The organism is Parundibacterium terreum, from assembly GCF_014636315.1.
Lineage (GTDB): Bacteria > Pseudomonadota > Gammaproteobacteria > Burkholderiales > Burkholderiaceae_D > Undibacterium > Undibacterium terreum.
The window spans coordinates 250,824-265,720 of record NZ_BMED01000001.1 but is presented as its reverse complement, the minus strand read 5'-3'; the positions used below and the strand labels follow the sequence as shown (position 1 = coordinate 265,720).

The window sequence follows — 14,897 nt, the reverse complement described above, 5'->3', positions numbered from 1 at the left end:
AGATTTCCTGACAGACGATTTTGAGATAGGACAGCTTTGGTTGAAGATTACCGGAGCCTGCGCCGCATGACTCATAAAGGCAGGCTCCCGCAAAACACTCAGGCCTGGTTGCTATCCGTATCGTTTTTCTTGCGGCCAAAAAATTTGGCGACCGCGCCGCCTATGGCGACAATGCCGACGAACAGCAGTTTCTTGGCTGCCAGAAGCAGCGCGAAGATTTTGCCGAAAAAGCCCAGTTTGGCAGCAACTCCGCCGGCGACCAGGGCTGCCAGCCCATATTCAGCCACCTTGTCTGTACTGCTGTCAAAGTCATTGTAGCTATTGCCTTTGGTGAACTCTGTAAAGGCAACCACATTCTGCATCTCTTGCCTGACTTGTCCTATCTGATCCATGCCGGCCACCGCGTTCAGCACCAGTACACCTTTGCGGCCCAGCACACGGATATTGTAATTCAACGAATGCTGAGCAGTTTTCTCTACTGCCAGCTCCTTGGCCCAATAGAATTTGTGCGTCGTCTTGTCATAGCTTGGGCTTTCAGCCCAGCCAACCAAAGTCATTGCATCGTAGCCCAGCTTCTTGCGCTCTTCATTTGCGGCCACAGTGGACTCCTGCATGTCTTTCAGCAGCTCGTCGTATTTGATGCTGTCTGCATCATTGTCTTTGATATGGCCGTCTTCGCTATAGGTAATGATGACGCCCCAGCCGTTCGCGCTGAGCGGGCTGACATCAGCTGGGAAAAGCATGCCTAGGCTCTTTGCTCCTGGTGGGTTGCCCCAGGCATCGACCAGCACGCGTTCTGCATCATCCGGCCCCAGATAGCGGAAGGAGGGCGGCAGGTTCAAGGTCGCAATACCGCCGGGGAGTGTGATCTTGCCTTGCTGGAATTTGAGCGAAGCCTCGAACTCGGCGGCGCTCATTGTTTTACCGGATTCGCTTGCAACGGCGGAACTCGCAGGCGCGTCTGCAGAGTAAGAGACAGGTGTCAGCAGCATGGCCAGCGACAAGGCAGCCGCCAGTTGTGATTTTTTGAACATGGATTCCCCGGCTTTCTATGATTTTTTAATGGATGCTGATTTCCTGTTTTCGCCAAGAAATCAAAATTTGTTGTGTTTTTTAAATTTTAAAGACACAACATATTACCTTGAAATTAGTACAAGGCAATAGAAATCGATGACAGGGAGAGGGTAACAAGCGGGAGGAGGAGGACTAAGGTTTGCATACCTTAGCCCTGTATGGTGCGGGCAAATGTGCGTGTTAGATCTTTTCCATTTCCTCAGGATCGAGCGCAATCACGTGGGTTTGCAGCAAGCCATGCTCGTCATGCCATTCCTTTATGACGCAAGGCTGGCCATATTCATCGACATCCACAATCTTGAAAAAATTGCCTACCATTGATTCAATCAAGATGCGCTCATCAATGGGAAAGCTCTTGATGAATTGCTTGCTCAGCGACACGATGCGGATGATATCGCCTACCGTTACCGCCTGGCCTTTGCTGTCCGTCATTTTTGGGTCTTGCATAGTGTTATTTCCTGTTGATTTTTATTTGGGACGGTGCGCATCTACCAGCGCACCAGAGACGGAGACGCCTATAGGGTAATCGGGTATGGGATTTCCCGGCCCGAACCATTGCGCGTCAGCGATCTCATTTTGATCCAGCACGATATCGCCGGATACGTATTCTGCAGTGAAGGCGATCATCAGCGAATGAGGAAAGGGCCATGACTGGCTGCCGAAGTATTGCAGATTCTTCACGCGCAAGCCAACTTCTTCAAATACTTCCCGGTGAATTGCTTCTTCTATCGATTCTCCTGCCTCCAGGAACCCAGCGAGCGGCACATAGCGCGTGGTCGGCGAGGCTGTGTGCTTGGCCAGCAGTATATGCTCTCCCTTTTTGATCAGCACCATCATTGCCGGCGAGATGCGTGGATAGGCAAGCATGCCGCAAGCCGGGCATTTGAAACAGCGTTCCCCCGCAGCCAGCTTCATCGGCGTACTACAGGTGCCGCAGTATTTATGGGAACGTGCCCATTCGGTAATTTGGAAAGCGCGGCCGGCAAGCCCCAGCAAACCATCCTCCATTTCCCCAAACAAGGCGCGAAATTTGGTGTAGGCATAGCCTGCAGGAGCTTCCGCCTCTTTCGCTACCCAACTGGTACGGCAATAACGCTGGTCAAGAAGGCCCAGAGGGTGGATATCGGTCTCCACCAGGCCCAGACCCGCGCAGATATCCAGATCAGGCAAGCCGAGATCAGCGGTGCGAACCAATAGCTCGTCGCCGCGAAAAATGAAGGACAAGGTATCGGAAGCCGGCTCTTGCGGGTGCAACAACAGTTGAAATTCGGGCGGAGTTTTAAGCATGATCGTCTAGGAAGTTGGAAGGGCAGGTCCGAGAGTTCTACACAATTGACCAGTTGCCTCTATCATACCTTTGTCCTATGGAATCCGCATTGCAGGCTTTGCGGAAAATTCAGGTATTGTCAAAAGGATTCCTGACGGTATGCACCTGCGATGTGGGCAAAACTTCAGGCAATGGCATGGATTCCAGCTTGGCGATAGCCTCGCCCAGCAGAGCATGCAGTTGCCGGGCCAGCGCCAATCCACGCTGATCGGCCGTCAGATCGACATCTCCATAGAGACTGATGCGGTCGAGCCGATTTTCTATCGTCAGCCCTGCCAGGGAAATACTGTCGGCTTCGTTTGCGTAAACGTCGAAATTATTCATGTTCATCCCTTCATCCAATGCCGAAGAACCTTGTAGATCAAGCCTGCAAAGGCTGCCAATAGCGTATATACCTTGTCCCAGGCTGATTCCGGTGCAGGTTTGTGTGCATGCGGAGCTGGTTTTTTTGCGGTATGCCCTTCGCTGTGCGGCGTCGGCTTGGGCAACTCCATCGCCGACTCTTTGATGTCCCGGGATAGCCCAGGCAATACATCAATGCCTATCGTCTTTTCCAATTGAGCGACTGAAATCGCGGTATAGCTCTGCGTGCCGTCGTTGGCAACAAAATAGGCACCCGCCCTGTGTTGCCTTGGGCTATATACCACCTTATAGACATGGGTGGGCACCATCACATTGCCGATTTTTCTCAGATCGCGACCGATGAAGGCTGGCCCGGTCACCACATATAGATCGCCTTCCGCTTTTGCCAGGCGGCGCACCGAAGCCTCTATACCCTCCCAGATATTCCTGTTGCTATCCGGATTCTGGGGAATCATGTTGGCAAGGCTGAAGCTTTCGTACTGGGCGCTGCGCGTGGGCATGTCGCCATTGGGACTCAGGTGGCCGCGATCGAAACCTGTTCTGGCGTAGTCGCTCAATTCTGCCCGTTGCGCGACGGGCAGCTCATTTTCCGGATGGAAGTTGTTTTCGCGGCTGAGCTCCTGCGCGCGCTCCAGGTTTTTTCTTTGCAAATGCTCGGCGGACCACAAGGGCGTCCGCGTAAGACCTGAATGCATCACGGCGAAAGCTTCATAACATAGCTCCCGCGTATTCCGCGACAGTGCGTGATTCAGGAATTCGGGTTCTTTGCCGGCGACAAAGTGGGAAGGGCACTGATTGGCGTTTGAGTGGAGAGAAGGAACAGCAATAGAGACAAACAAAAGCAGGGAATACAGTTTATGCATGCAAATCAGTGAATACAGAACGAGCCGCGCATTCTATACGGCCCGACTCCGTATGGCTAGGACTTATACTCCACACACCGGGATAAAAATCGGAAGACAGGATGGGTTCAGGATGGATTATCAGCGCCCATTTTTGCTAATATATCCGCATCCCGCATCAAAATTAACAAGCTCCCCATTTCAGGAACCTGAATATGCCCACCCCATCTTCCGGCACGGTCTTCCGCCTGCGCATTCTGCTCAGCCTTTGCTTGTTGGCTGGTCTCGCTCTTTTTTTTCAGCTTCCCGCTATTGCAGCGGCCGGTCCCAGGCTGGTAGTAGTGCTGGTGGTGGACGGCTTACCGCAAGACCAGGTGCTGAAGTACCGCGACCAGTATGGGCAAGGAGGATTTCGCCGCCTGCTTGAGCAGGGGGCCTGGTATGGAGACGCCCATCAGGCGCATGCCGTCACTGTCACAGCGGCAGGGCACAGCGCAGTACTGACCGGGACCTACCCCTATCAGCACGGCATTATTGAGAACTACTGGTCGGACAGGGCCACGCTTAAATCGATATACTGTACTGAAGACTCCGCATATACCTATATCGGCGAAGAAACCAAACCGGATAGCGGCACATCGCCTGCAAACCTGCGCGTCAATACCTTGGGCGACGAATTGCGCAAACAGACAGCAAACCGGGCCAAGGTAATCACTGTTTCAGGCAAGGACCGTGGGGCCATACTGCTGGCGGGAAAAGCCGGCACCGCTTATATGTATATGGGAAAAAGCGGCCATTTTGCCAGCAGCACCTACTATATGAAAGAGCATCCGGAGTGGCAAAAACGCTTTACGGCTGCCAATCCGCAAGACCGTTTCTATGGAAAAGAATGGCGGCCTCTGCTGGAGGACGTGGCCTATGCAGGAGATGCGCCTGACGGCAGCCCCGGCATGAACCAGGGTGGCTTTCCGTTCAGCTACAGCAGTAAGTCGGGCAAGCCGGATGCTGAATACTACGGCAAACTCTATACCGGCCCCTATCTGGATGAGCTGACACTGGAATTCGCCCGCGCGGCGATAGATGGTGAAAGGCTCGGACATAACCCCGCCGGTGTTGCAGATATTCTCGGCATCAGCTTGTCCAGCCATGATTATGTTAACCATGCATATGGCCCGGAAAGCCGCATGTCGCACGATCATATGTTGCGGCTGGATAAACTGCTGGCTGCTTTTTTCAGCGACCTTGACCAGCGTGTAGGATTGGACAATACCCTGATCGTACTGACTGCAGATCACGGTTTTGCCAATACGCCGGAATATTCTCGTAGCCTGCACAGGGATGCAGAACGGCTGGATCCTAAAAAGATGATGGATATCCTGAACGACTATCTGAACAAGCAATTCGGCGTCGCCAAACTGGCGGTCAAATGGTTCCATCCCAATGTCATGCTGGACTATGCCGCGATGGAGAGGCAGGGCTTGAATCCTGAACAGGTGGAAAAAGCGGCAGCCCAATTCCTGCAGGTCTATCCGGGTATCACTAATGCATTCACCCGCAGCCAACTGAAGGCCAAAGCCTTGCCTAAAACCCGGCTGGGCATGCTGGTGCAGCGGGGGTGGAATCTGGAACGGTCCGGCGATATCGTGCTGGTGACGAAACCCTATTGGTATTTTTCCAGCGAAAGCGCCCGTGGCGCAACGCACGGTTCGCCCTATGCATACGACACCAATGTGCCTTTGATGCTGATGGGCGGTCCCTGGATCAAACCTGGGAAAATCGCTCCTTACGCGGAGGTGGTGGACATTGCCCCGACCTTGGCCAAGCTATTGCATGTCGCTCCGCCAGCCACCAGCGAAGGCAGGGTACTGAGCGAGGCATTGAAAGCGGGCGTGCTGCAATAAAGTGATAGCTTGCCGGCACAAAATAGTCCTCGTATCACTGCGTATGCATGTGTTGCAAAATGTAAGACTGAGGCAATAGTCGATTGCAAAGTATAAACTTATGAGTAGTGCGCATCCGCTGTCGATTCAGCCTGTGTGGCCTGTGCTCTCCAACAAAAGTCAACATCAGCGAGAATTCATAATGAACAAACTTCTTTTCAGCTTGCTGGCACTCCTGGTGACAGGCACTGCGCTGGCAGGTGAAGCTAAAGTGACGTGGCAAGACCCGGACCACTATACCGATATCAATCCCACCAACGAAACCAGGGCCGGTTTTCGCGCCAGGGTATTCAAGGGCCTGGATGAAGTCTTCGACAGCCTTGCGAAGGAATTGCCGGATGGATACAAGTTACAGGTAACAGTGACCGATCTGGATCTGGCTGGCGATGTTAAGCCGATGCGCGGGCCGGGTGGCCAGGACATACGCGTCGTCAAGGACATAGACTGGCCAAAAATGTCGTTCAGCTATGTCCTCAGCGATAGCCAGGACAAGCAGGTAGCCGCCGGCAATGAAGATTTGAAGGATATCAATTTCAGATCCAGCGTCAAAATCAATACCGGCGGCAGTTTCTATTACGAAGAAAATTTACTGAAGGACTGGTTCAAAAAACAGCAGGAAAAGAAGATTTTTCCGGTGCGATAAGCCCGTCTTTTATTCCCAAATAAAAAGCCGTTCAGTATCTGCTGAACGGCTTTTTCTATTCCAGGCGATGCCCGGGCAATGCCCCGGCAATGTTAACGTGCATCAGGGCTGGCAGAGCTTGCTGTCTTTATAAGCAGCTACAAAGTCATCAAAACTGCCACGATCTTCTTTCTCTATCGCCAGCTGTTCAGACAATGAATCATTCGCCAATTGCTCAAAATAGGCATGCTCGGCTGCGGTAGGCGGTTTTGCTTTGAAGTAGCGGGCATGTTCCTCGCTCTGATGCAGGCCGAAACGCGCAAAAGAGTTTCCGTGCTGCGCCAGCGCGCGCATTACTTCTGCAGAGGGTGTCAATTCAGGATTCGCCAATTTCGCTTTTTGCCTGTCCATGCTGACGGTGTGTTCTGTACCGCCATGCTGCGTGTCCAGCATGGCTGCAATCGGTTGTATGCGTTGGAGTAACTCTTCACCCCAGGCTTCCAGTGTGATTTCCTGACCTTCACGCTCCAGTTTCAGGCCGGGACAGCGACCATCTTTCACTGTCGCTGCAAAGTTCCTGGCATAGGCCAGGCTTTGATCGGCATCAATCGCCGGGCTGTCCTCCAGCGCACAGAACAGCAGGAAAGCGTCCAGGAAGCGCGCAGTTTCCAGGTTCACGCCTACCGGATCAAAAGGACTGACGTCAAGGCAGCGGATTTCCACGTATTGCACGCCACGCGCGCACAAAGCCTGGATAGCGCGTTCGCCGCTGCGTATGACGCGCTTAGGACGTATCGTCGAATAATATTCATTTTCGATTTGCAGCAGATTGGTGCTCAGCTGTATCCACTCGCCATCCCGCTTGATGCCGAATTTTTCATACGGCGGATAAGGCTTGTTAACTGCATTGGTCAGCCTGTTGACGTAATCATCCAGGCTATTCTCCTGGGGCGTCAAACCGGATTGCGCGTCGTTCTGGTAGCCGAGGTCGCTCATGCGCAGACTGGTGGCATAAGGCAGATACAGGGTATCTTCCGACAGCTCCTCCAATTTGTGCTCACGGTTGCGCAGGAAGCTGCGCGACACTGCAGGCGAGGATCCAAACAGGTACATCAGCAGCCAGCTATGGCGGCGAAAATTGCGGATCAGGGCCAGATAACTTTCGGATTGAAAATTCTTGGCCGAACCGGTTTGTCCTTCCTTGGCCTGCAGCAGTTGCCACAGGGATTCCGGCAGCGAGTAGTTATAGTGTATGCCCGCAATGCATTGCATGGCTTTGCCGTAGCGCAGAGCGAGGCCACGCCGGTACACATGCTTGAGCATGCCTATGTTCGATTTGCCATACCAGGCAATTTCAATATCTTCCTCAGGCGGCAGAGGGCAGGGCATGGACTCGCTCCATAGCAGCTCGTCTCCCAGTTTACTGTAGGCAACGCGATGTATGGTCTCCAGCTTGTCCAGCGTCAAAGCAATATCAGACTCTGCGGGAGTGATGAACTCCAGCAGGGTTTCAGCGTAATCGGTCGTGATCTGCGGGTGGGTCAGCGCAGAACCCAGTGCAACTGGATGGGGGGTACGTGCCAGTTCACCCTTGCTTGTCACGCGCAGGGTCTCTCTTTCTATACCACGCAGGCCTTGTCCCAGTAGTGGGAGATGTTCATCAGTGGCCAGTAATGCCAGGCGGCTGGTCAATTGACTATTCATAAGCTTTTCCCGTATTTATATGCTGCATATTCAGTGGACGAGAGATTAACCGAAAATGAGAATTCGCGTACTGGAGTGGTCAAATTTGCAGTGTCGGCCTGGCTTGACTTCTCTGCAAATTCAATAAACAAAAGGCAACTTAAGCTAAGCTAGGGCAGATCGGAAGTGGGGGCCTTCAGCGGCATTTCCTGTGGCTTGGGCAGCGACAGCCAGATCCGGTAAACCAGTAGCGCTACCTGCGCATCGTCGGCCGCATATTTGATCTGGCGTTCGCTCAGATCTGCAGCCGCCCAGTTGGAGGTAGAGGTTTTCTTCGATTTTTGCAATTTCATGCCAAAGTATTTGGCAACGGCCGTTTTGGCCCCCATGTCATTACGCTTATGCTCCCGCATCGTTTTGGACAAATCCAGTACTCCGGCGACCTCTATACCCAGGCGCGAGCGCAGGCGCCGGGTATCCTCGCTCAGGCCGAAGCCCACCTTCAATATCGTTTTGGATTCCAGTATTGCCTTTACCGCAGACAAATCGCTGATGCGTAGCACAGGAAACAAAAAAGCCTTGGTATCTGTGGCGAGCTGTATCAGATGCGGGCCTCCGGAATCCTGGCCCTTTAAAAACGTGGGCTTGGATTCCGTATCAAACCCGACAATGTCCGCCTGCTCCAATAACTTGCAGGCTCTTTCCATGTCTGCAGCGGACGTGACGACCAGTACGTCCTGAGGCTGTATGCCAGGATAAGGGGGGAGGGATGCCTCGGTGGAAGTTTCAATGCTCATAGGCATATCATGACACAAAAGACCACTCATCTATTTCATGAAAAGAAGGTGAAAAAGTAAAAAAAGGCCGCATTTCGCGGCCTTTTCGTCTTCTACATTTACCTGGTGCTTGGTGTTGCTCGGGGTTGCTTAGTGTTTCACGCTAGACGTAGGCACGTGAGGTGCGCGCCCGGTAGCCAATAAAACCAGTTTCTTCAGCAGCCTGTATACCAATCTAACGAAGATCAGTGCCAGCAGCGCTTCAATCAGGGTCAAGACCAGTGCAACAGCAGTGTTCCAGCGTTCTGCGCGCCTGTGGAATTTTGCGATAGCGTGATCCCGGGCTATTTCTATGCTGTCATAGAAAGTAGGCACCACCAGCAATGTCAGGATAGTGGAGGTAATCGTTCCGCCGATAATCGCAACTGCCAGAGGCCGGTAGAATTCGCCGCCTTCGCCCAGCGCGAGTGCCACCGGCATCATCCCTGCAATCAGTGCGAACGTCGTCATCAGAATAGGCCTCAAGCGCATGCGGCCGGCATACATCAGCGAGTCTTCACGATCATATCCCTCGGCTTCACGCTTGCGCGCGCAGTCGAGCAGCAGGATCGCATTCTTCGCCACCAGCCCCATCAGCATAATGACGCCGATGAAACTCATCAGGTTCAGCGTACCGCCCGTCAGCAGCAAGGAAATAACCACGCCAATCAGGCTAAGCGGCAGCGATAACATGACCGCGACCGGCGCCGTGAAAGAACCAAACTGCATAACCAGGATCAGGTACATCAAGCCGATCCCGGACACCAGGGCGATCAGCATCTCAGTAAACAATTCCTTCTGGTCACGAGCAGCACCACCCAACTGAATACCGAAGCCTGGCGGGAAGTCGATGGCTTTCGCCAGTTTCAACGCATCCGCTGTCACCTCTCCGGGCGAACGGCCCTGGGCATTGGCAGACACTGCAATCATGCGCTTGCCGTCCATATGCTGGATCTGGGCGGGACCTTTACCCATGGTAATGGTCGCGATCTGATCCAACGGCACCATCATATTGCTGCCGCCTACTGCGATAGGCAAATGCTCGATATTTTCCGGTTTGACCCGGTCATCCGGATGCAAGCGGACGGCAACGTCGCGCGACTCGCCATTCGGATCAACCCAGTCACCCACCTCCACACCGGCAAATGCAACCCGCAAGGCCTGGGCCGCATCATTGACCGAAATTCCCAGCGAGTTGGCGAGGCCACGGTTCAGTTCTATTTGCAGCTCATCCTTGGGGTTCAATTCCGACAGGCCGACATCCACAGCGCCAGGTACCTGGTTCAGCTTTTCCATGAAATCGCCGGTAATCGCCATAAGGCGGCGCGAGTCGGGGCCATAGAACTGGATTTGTACCGGTTTGCGTGCGCCGTTATTCAGGTCATCCAGCACTACGAATTCGCCGCCTATCATTTGCGCCATCAATTTGCGCAAATCAACCGCAATTTGTACTGCACTGCGCTTGCGCTTGGTGCTCTTGCCGATGTCCACATATACCCGGCCGCCTGCGGCGTTGACGTTGCTGTTGGTTGCCACGGCCTCGGGCAAGGTGCGCGCCAGTTCCGCTGCTTTTTCCACCTTCATGCGCGCGTAATCAAGACTGGCGCTGGATGGCGTCCGGACGTCAATTGCAATCGTGCCGAAATCGGAGGTCGGCAAGAAGCTGGAGCCGCCGAACTTGATATGCAGGCCAACAGCAGCGACCAGGCTGAGGCCGGCAATGATCGCCATCCACCTGCGATGGTGTAAGGCCCAGGCAATCACATTACCGTAGCGGTCTGCCTGATGATCAAACCAATGATTGAAGTGGGATAGCCACAGGCTAATGCCTTTCTTCGGCTCCAGATGATGGCCGACCGGGTCACCCCAATAAGCGGAAAGCATAGGGTCCAGAGTAAAAGAGATGAACAGGCTGACCAGCACCGAGCTGGCGACCGTCAGCGCGAATGGGCGGAACCATTCACCGGAGACGCCGGGCATGAAGGCAACCGGGATGAACACGGCAATAATCGAAAACGTGGTCGCTGCAACCGCCAGGCCAATCTCCTTGGTACCGGCGCTCGCCGCGGTGCGCCTGTCACTGCCCATTTCCATATGCCGGACAATGTTTTCCCGAACCACAATCGCATCATCGATCAGCACGCCAATGGCAAGCGACAGCCCCAGCAGGGTCATGAAGTTCAGCGTAAAGCCGCACAGCCACACCGCAATAAAAGCGGCAATCACGGAGGTAGGCAGGCTCATTGCCGTGATCAGCGTAGAGCGCCAGGAGTTCAGGAACACGTACACTACAAAGATCGTCAACACGGCGCCAAACATCAATGACTCGATCACGTTGTTCAGGCTGCTTTCTGCATCCTTGCCGCCATCCTGCGTGATTTCCAGTGTCGTGCCCTTAGGTAAAGTCTTGTTAACCTCTTCGACCAGGGTACGGACTTTATTGGCAACTGTCACCGTACTGGCATCACGCGAGCGAGTAATGGAAATACCTACGTTCGGCAAGCCATTGCGTACGCTGAAGCTGTTCAGTTCCGCAAAGCTGTCAGCCGTCGTCGCCACCTGGGCCAGGCGTATCACTTCATCGCCGCGGCGCTTAACCACAATCTGCTCGAACTCTGCCGGAGACTCAATGCGGCCGACAAGACGTATGCTTTGCTCGTCCAGTGCCCCACGGATCTTGCCCACTGGCGCCGTCGTATTCTGGTTGCGCAGCGCATTCACTACTTCCGTGATGGAGACATTGTATTCACGCAGTTTTTCCGCGCGCAGCAACACGCTCAGCTCCCGCCGCAATGAACCGCCTACGTCAACCGTCGCAACGCCGTCAATACCGCGGAACCTGTCGGACAAGTCATCCTCGGCCAGGCGCGAAATTTCGGCGTGTGATTGCCCCTTCGAGGACAATGCCAGCTGCATGATAGGTTGCGCCGACGGATCTATCCTCTGCAGGATGGGTTCCCGCATTTCGGTCGGCAACTTGTAGCGCACGGATGCAATCGCATTGCGTACCTCGTCCGAGGCCTCAATCATGTTCTTGCTGAAATTGAACTGCAGGACTATGCTCGCGCTGCTTTCGCTGGCCGTGGAGCGCATCTGATATACACCGGTAATGCTCTGCAGCGATTTCTCAATGCGATTGATGATTTCCCGCTCTACCGTTTCCGGCGACGCGCCAGGGTAGGGCACGCTGACGACCAGTACCGGCAAATCCACGTCCGGGCTCTGATTCACGCGCAGTTTTTTCAGGGCCAGCAGCCCCAGGCACATCAGCGCGATGATGATAACGATCATCGCGATAGGGCGCTTGATACTAAAATCGGATAGGAACATGATTTATTTCCCCGCTGTGCCGGAAGATGCGCCACTGGATGGCATCGCTGCCGCTGCAGTAGCCGCCGTCGCTGAAGGCGCCAAGGTAATTTTCTGGCCGTCTTTCATCGTTGACACAGGATTACGCACCACCTTGTCGCCGTCTGCCAGTCCACTGCGTACAACATAATCGCCGCGGCGCTGGTCGCGCTCCCCCAGTGTCAGGCTGATCTTGCTGACCACGCCGTCCTTGACACGCCATGCGAAGGATTTATCGCCATTACGCACCAGCGCTGCCTCCGGTATCATCAACGTGGAAACTGTCGCTGCCTCTATCCGGCCTTCAGCATACAGGCCGGATACTTTCGGCTGTTTGCTGTCGGTGAAGTTGACCAGTACTTCCACCTGGCGCGTTGTGGCATTGGCTGCCGGGTCAACCCGCTTGACTTTGCCGGTAAACAACTGCTGGCCGTAACCATTCACTCTGAAATCGACAGGCTGCCCTATCTTCACGCTGCTGATCCTGTCTGCAGACACAAAGCCCTCAAAACGCATGCTATCTGGATCGATTACCTTGACCAATTCCTTCCCTATCGCGGCCGTATCACCGGCAGAGACTTTACGCTCACTGACGATGCCTTCAAACGGTGCGCGGACTTCAGTGCGTTGTAATTGCTGACGCGCCTGTGCTGCACGGGCCTTGGCGCCGACCAGATCGCTTTGCGCATTATTGCGGCGGATTTCCGCGTCTTCCAACTGCGAAGTGGAGGTCATGCCTGAGGCGCGCAGGGTCTTCAGCCGCTGGAATTGGCGCTCTGCCTGGTCCAGCGTCTGTTCTGAGGCACGCACGGCCGCTTCTGCAGAATGCAGGCTGTCGCGTATGGAGGTATCGTCAAGGCGCACCAGCAGATCGCCGCGTTTAACTGCTTCACCGTTTTCCTTCAGCACTTGCAATACCACGGCGGAAACCTCAGCACGCAGATCGGCGCGGCGCTCAGGCTGCACGGAGCCGGTAATCACAGGGCCTGAAGATAAGGAGTTGTTTTGAACGGTAATCAAATCCTCAGGGGAGATCAGCAAAGCGACAGCACTGGCCGAGGCGGAAGCCGTTTTTGCGCTTGCACTGCCATCTGCACTTTTCCCTTCTTTATCGGCTCCTTTACTACACGCGGCAAGGGAAAGGGTAATAGCGACGGCTAACAAAGTCTGGCGCAACATTTATGATCTCCATTTATATAATGAGAGTGATTAGAGCGGTAAAAGTAAAAGAAGTTCAACCGCAGACGCGAAAGTGCCCATGAGTCCGATAAACCATATCTATCGGCCAGCAAGACTACTTATGTTGAGGGGGGGTTATTATTTTATGTAACACGCTGGAACGCACTATATGTTTTTCTTGTGCTTTATTGTCCTGAGCAGCGCATCGTGATTTTGATGCTATTTGAGCGCGTTGACAAGCAATTCTGATAAGAAACTTATCTGGTGACGCTGCATCGCGGCAAATTTGTCACAAACAGCTTGAAACCTCACGGAATCGTTCTTTGAGCAGCACTTTCGCAGCCCCATTTTAGTCGGGTGCCGAACTAATCCGGACGCGGGTAGCTTTCGCACAGCTTTACTCTTCGCGGCCTGGATACGGAGGCGCTGTTTACCGCTGGGTACAGGCCTTCGCGGTTGAGTTTCACTACCCTATAACTTATACTCCGGGGCGCGTGACACAATCACCGACCATATCGCTTGCCGGCTACACCCCGTCGGCAGATCGATGAGTATTTTGCTATTTTTTTTTGCCATTAACCCTTATTACTGCGGCAAACATCGCACCGTCCGACCAGGGCTGGCGATATTGATCCGCGCGGAGCCATAAGCATGACCGCTTTCATCTTCAATGAACTCAATTTCGACAACCACGAGCAAGTAGTGTTCGTCTCAGAAGCAAAATCCGGACTGAAAGGCATTATTGCCGTCCACAATACCAACCTCGGCCCTGCGATGGGTGGTTGCCGTATGTGGAATTACGCGTCCGAAGCACATGCAATTAATGACGTGCTGCGCCTGTCGCGCGGCATGACCTACAAAAACGCCGTTGCCGGCCTGCCTATCGGCGGCGGCAAGAGCGTGATTATCGGCAATCCCAAAACTGACAAAACCCCGGCCTTGTTTGAAGCCCTCGGTGAAGCGCTGGAGCGCCTGGCCGGCCGCTATATCACAGCGGAAGACGTCGGCACCAGCCCTGCGGATATGGCTTATGTCGCCACCAAGACCGGTTATGTTGCCGGCCTGGGCGACAGCGGAGATCCATCCCCATTCACGGCGCTGGGTTGCTTTGTCGGCGCACAGGCGGCCGTCAAGCACCAACTGAAGCGTGATTCCATGGAAGGCCTGGTTGTCGCACTGCAGGGTCTGGGCCACGTAGGCTACGATTACGCGCGCCGCCTGCACGCTGCCGGCGCCAAGCTGATCGTTGCCGACATTGATGAAGCAGCACTGGAACGTGCCCGCACAGAGCTGGGCGCGGAAATTGTTTCCACCAGTGCCATCTACGACGTACAGGCAGATATCTACGCGCCTTGCGCGCTGGGCGCTACATTGAATCCAGACACGCTGGACCGTCTGAAGGTCAAGATCGTTGCCGGTGCCGCCAATAACCAGTTGGCCACGGCTGACGTCGGTGACCTGCTGCGCCAGAAAGGTGTGCTGTACGCGCCTGACTTCGTCATCAATGCCGGCGGCATCATCAAGGTATGCTACGAATACCTGAATAAGCCGCAAGCCGATGTCGAAGCGCACGTGCGCGAAATTGGCGACACACTGGCCGAAGTGTTTACCCGTGCCGACCGCGAAGGCCGCTCTACCAGTGTTGTGGCAGACGAAGTCGCAGAAGCGCGTTTCAAGCGCTGATTCGCAAAGCGAGCTTGTAAG

Annotated in this window: 12 protein-coding genes; 3 read left to right on the top strand and 9 right to left on the bottom strand. The window is 54.3% G+C overall.

Annotation, left to right across the window (positions count from 1 at the left end):
• Positions 1-98: 98 nt before the first annotated feature.
• From IEW12_RS01205 to IEW12_RS01185, 5 genes are all read right to left on the bottom strand, one after another.
• Positions 99-1,034 carry a DUF2167 domain-containing protein gene (locus tag IEW12_RS01205; RefSeq protein ID WP_188564177.1) on the bottom strand — a complete coding sequence of 312 codons (936 nt, stop codon included), beginning with the start codon at positions 1,032-1,034 and terminating at the stop codon, positions 99-101.
• Positions 1,035-1,254: 220 nt separating this feature from the next.
• A complete protein-coding gene (locus IEW12_RS01200; protein ID WP_188564176.1) occupies positions 1,255-1,521 on the bottom strand; it encodes a hypothetical protein in 267 nt (88 codons plus the stop codon).
• Positions 1,522-1,542: 21 nt separating this feature from the next.
• The gene (gene nudC / locus IEW12_RS01195; protein ID WP_188564175.1) at positions 1,543-2,361 is read right to left on the bottom strand and encodes an NAD(+) diphosphatase; all 819 of its coding nucleotides are present in this window, start codon (positions 2,359-2,361) and stop codon (positions 1,543-1,545) included.
• A gap of 109 nt (positions 2,362-2,470) precedes the next feature.
• Positions 2,471-2,731 carry a hypothetical protein gene (locus IEW12_RS01190; protein ID WP_308789103.1) on the bottom strand — a complete coding sequence of 87 codons (261 nt, stop codon included), beginning with the start codon at positions 2,729-2,731 and terminating at the stop codon, positions 2,471-2,473.
• Positions 2,728-3,627 (bottom strand): DNA/RNA non-specific endonuclease, encoded by a 900-nt coding sequence (locus tag IEW12_RS01185; RefSeq protein ID WP_188564174.1) that lies wholly within the window; start codon positions 3,625-3,627, stop codon positions 2,728-2,730. Before IEW12_RS01185 ends, IEW12_RS01190 begins: the two co-directional genes overlap by 4 nt.
• A gap of 194 nt (positions 3,628-3,821) precedes the next feature.
• Here IEW12_RS01185 and IEW12_RS01180 point away from each other — a divergent pair, with 194 nt between their 5' ends.
• Positions 3,822-5,507 carry an alkaline phosphatase family protein gene (locus IEW12_RS01180; RefSeq protein ID WP_188564173.1) on the top strand — a complete coding sequence of 562 codons (1,686 nt, stop codon included), beginning with the start codon at positions 3,822-3,824 and terminating at the stop codon, positions 5,505-5,507.
• Positions 5,508-5,688: 181 nt separating this feature from the next.
• The gene (locus IEW12_RS01175) at positions 5,689-6,189 is read left to right on the top strand and encodes a DUF3016 domain-containing protein (RefSeq protein WP_188564172.1); all 501 of its coding nucleotides are present in this window, start codon (positions 5,689-5,691) and stop codon (positions 6,187-6,189) included.
• 102 nt (positions 6,190-6,291) lie between these two features.
• Here the strand turns inward: IEW12_RS01175 and gshA are convergent, their stop codons facing one another.
• The 4 genes from gshA to IEW12_RS01155 form a co-directional block, all read right to left on the bottom strand.
• Positions 6,292-7,872 carry a glutamate--cysteine ligase gene (gene gshA / locus IEW12_RS01170; protein ID WP_188564171.1) on the bottom strand — a complete coding sequence of 527 codons (1,581 nt, stop codon included), beginning with the start codon at positions 7,870-7,872 and terminating at the stop codon, positions 6,292-6,294.
• A gap of 149 nt (positions 7,873-8,021) precedes the next feature.
• The gene (locus IEW12_RS01165; protein ID WP_188564170.1) at positions 8,022-8,648 is read right to left on the bottom strand and encodes a 3'-5' exonuclease; all 627 of its coding nucleotides are present in this window, start codon (positions 8,646-8,648) and stop codon (positions 8,022-8,024) included.
• Between the two features lie 129 nt (positions 8,649-8,777).
• Positions 8,778-11,996: an efflux RND transporter permease subunit gene (locus IEW12_RS01160; protein WP_188564169.1), complete on the bottom strand. Its 3,219-nt coding sequence runs from the start codon at positions 11,994-11,996 to the stop codon at positions 8,778-8,780.
• A 3-nt stretch (positions 11,997-11,999) separates the two neighbouring features.
• On the bottom strand, positions 12,000-13,193 hold the full coding sequence (locus tag IEW12_RS01155) for an efflux RND transporter periplasmic adaptor subunit (protein ID WP_188564168.1): 1,194 nt from the start codon (positions 13,191-13,193) through the stop codon (positions 12,000-12,002).
• Positions 13,194-13,844: 651 nt separating this feature from the next.
• Here IEW12_RS01155 and IEW12_RS01150 point away from each other — a divergent pair.
• Positions 13,845-14,876: a Glu/Leu/Phe/Val family dehydrogenase gene (locus IEW12_RS01150; RefSeq protein WP_188564167.1), complete on the top strand. Its 1,032-nt coding sequence runs from the start codon at positions 13,845-13,847 to the stop codon at positions 14,874-14,876.
• Positions 14,877-14,897 lie beyond the last annotated feature (21 nt).

Coding starts and splice junctions, on each gene's coding strand:
- IEW12_RS01155 (WP_188564168.1), bottom strand. CDS start 13,193: ATGTTGCGCCAGACTTTGTTAGCCGTCGCTATTACCCTTTCCCTTGCC.
- gshA (WP_188564171.1), bottom strand. CDS start 7,872: ATGAATAGTCAATTGACCAGCCGCCTGGCATTACTGGCCACTGATGAA.
- IEW12_RS01185 (WP_188564174.1), bottom strand. CDS start 3,627: ATGCATAAACTGTATTCCCTGCTTTTGTTTGTCTCTATTGCTGTTCCT.
- nudC (WP_188564175.1), bottom strand. CDS start 2,361: ATGCTTAAAACTCCGCCCGAATTTCAACTGTTGTTGCACCCGCAAGAG.
- IEW12_RS01205 (WP_188564177.1), bottom strand. CDS start 1,034: ATGTTCAAAAAATCACAACTGGCGGCTGCCTTGTCGCTGGCCATGCTG.
- IEW12_RS01165 (WP_188564170.1), bottom strand. CDS start 8,648: ATGAGCATTGAAACTTCCACCGAGGCATCCCTCCCCCCTTATCCTGGC.
- IEW12_RS01150 (WP_188564167.1), top strand. CDS start 13,845: ATGACCGCTTTCATCTTCAATGAACTCAATTTCGACAACCACGAGCAA.
- IEW12_RS01190 (WP_308789103.1), bottom strand. CDS start 2,731: ATGAACATGAATAATTTCGACGTTTACGCAAACGAAGCCGACAGTATT.
- IEW12_RS01200 (WP_188564176.1), bottom strand. CDS start 1,521: ATGCAAGACCCAAAAATGACGGACAGCAAAGGCCAGGCGGTAACGGTA.
- IEW12_RS01160 (WP_188564169.1), bottom strand. CDS start 11,996: ATGTTCCTATCCGATTTTAGTATCAAGCGCCCTATCGCGATGATCGTT.
- IEW12_RS01180 (WP_188564173.1), top strand. CDS start 3,822: ATGCCCACCCCATCTTCCGGCACGGTCTTCCGCCTGCGCATTCTGCTC.
- IEW12_RS01175 (WP_188564172.1), top strand. CDS start 5,689: ATGAACAAACTTCTTTTCAGCTTGCTGGCACTCCTGGTGACAGGCACT.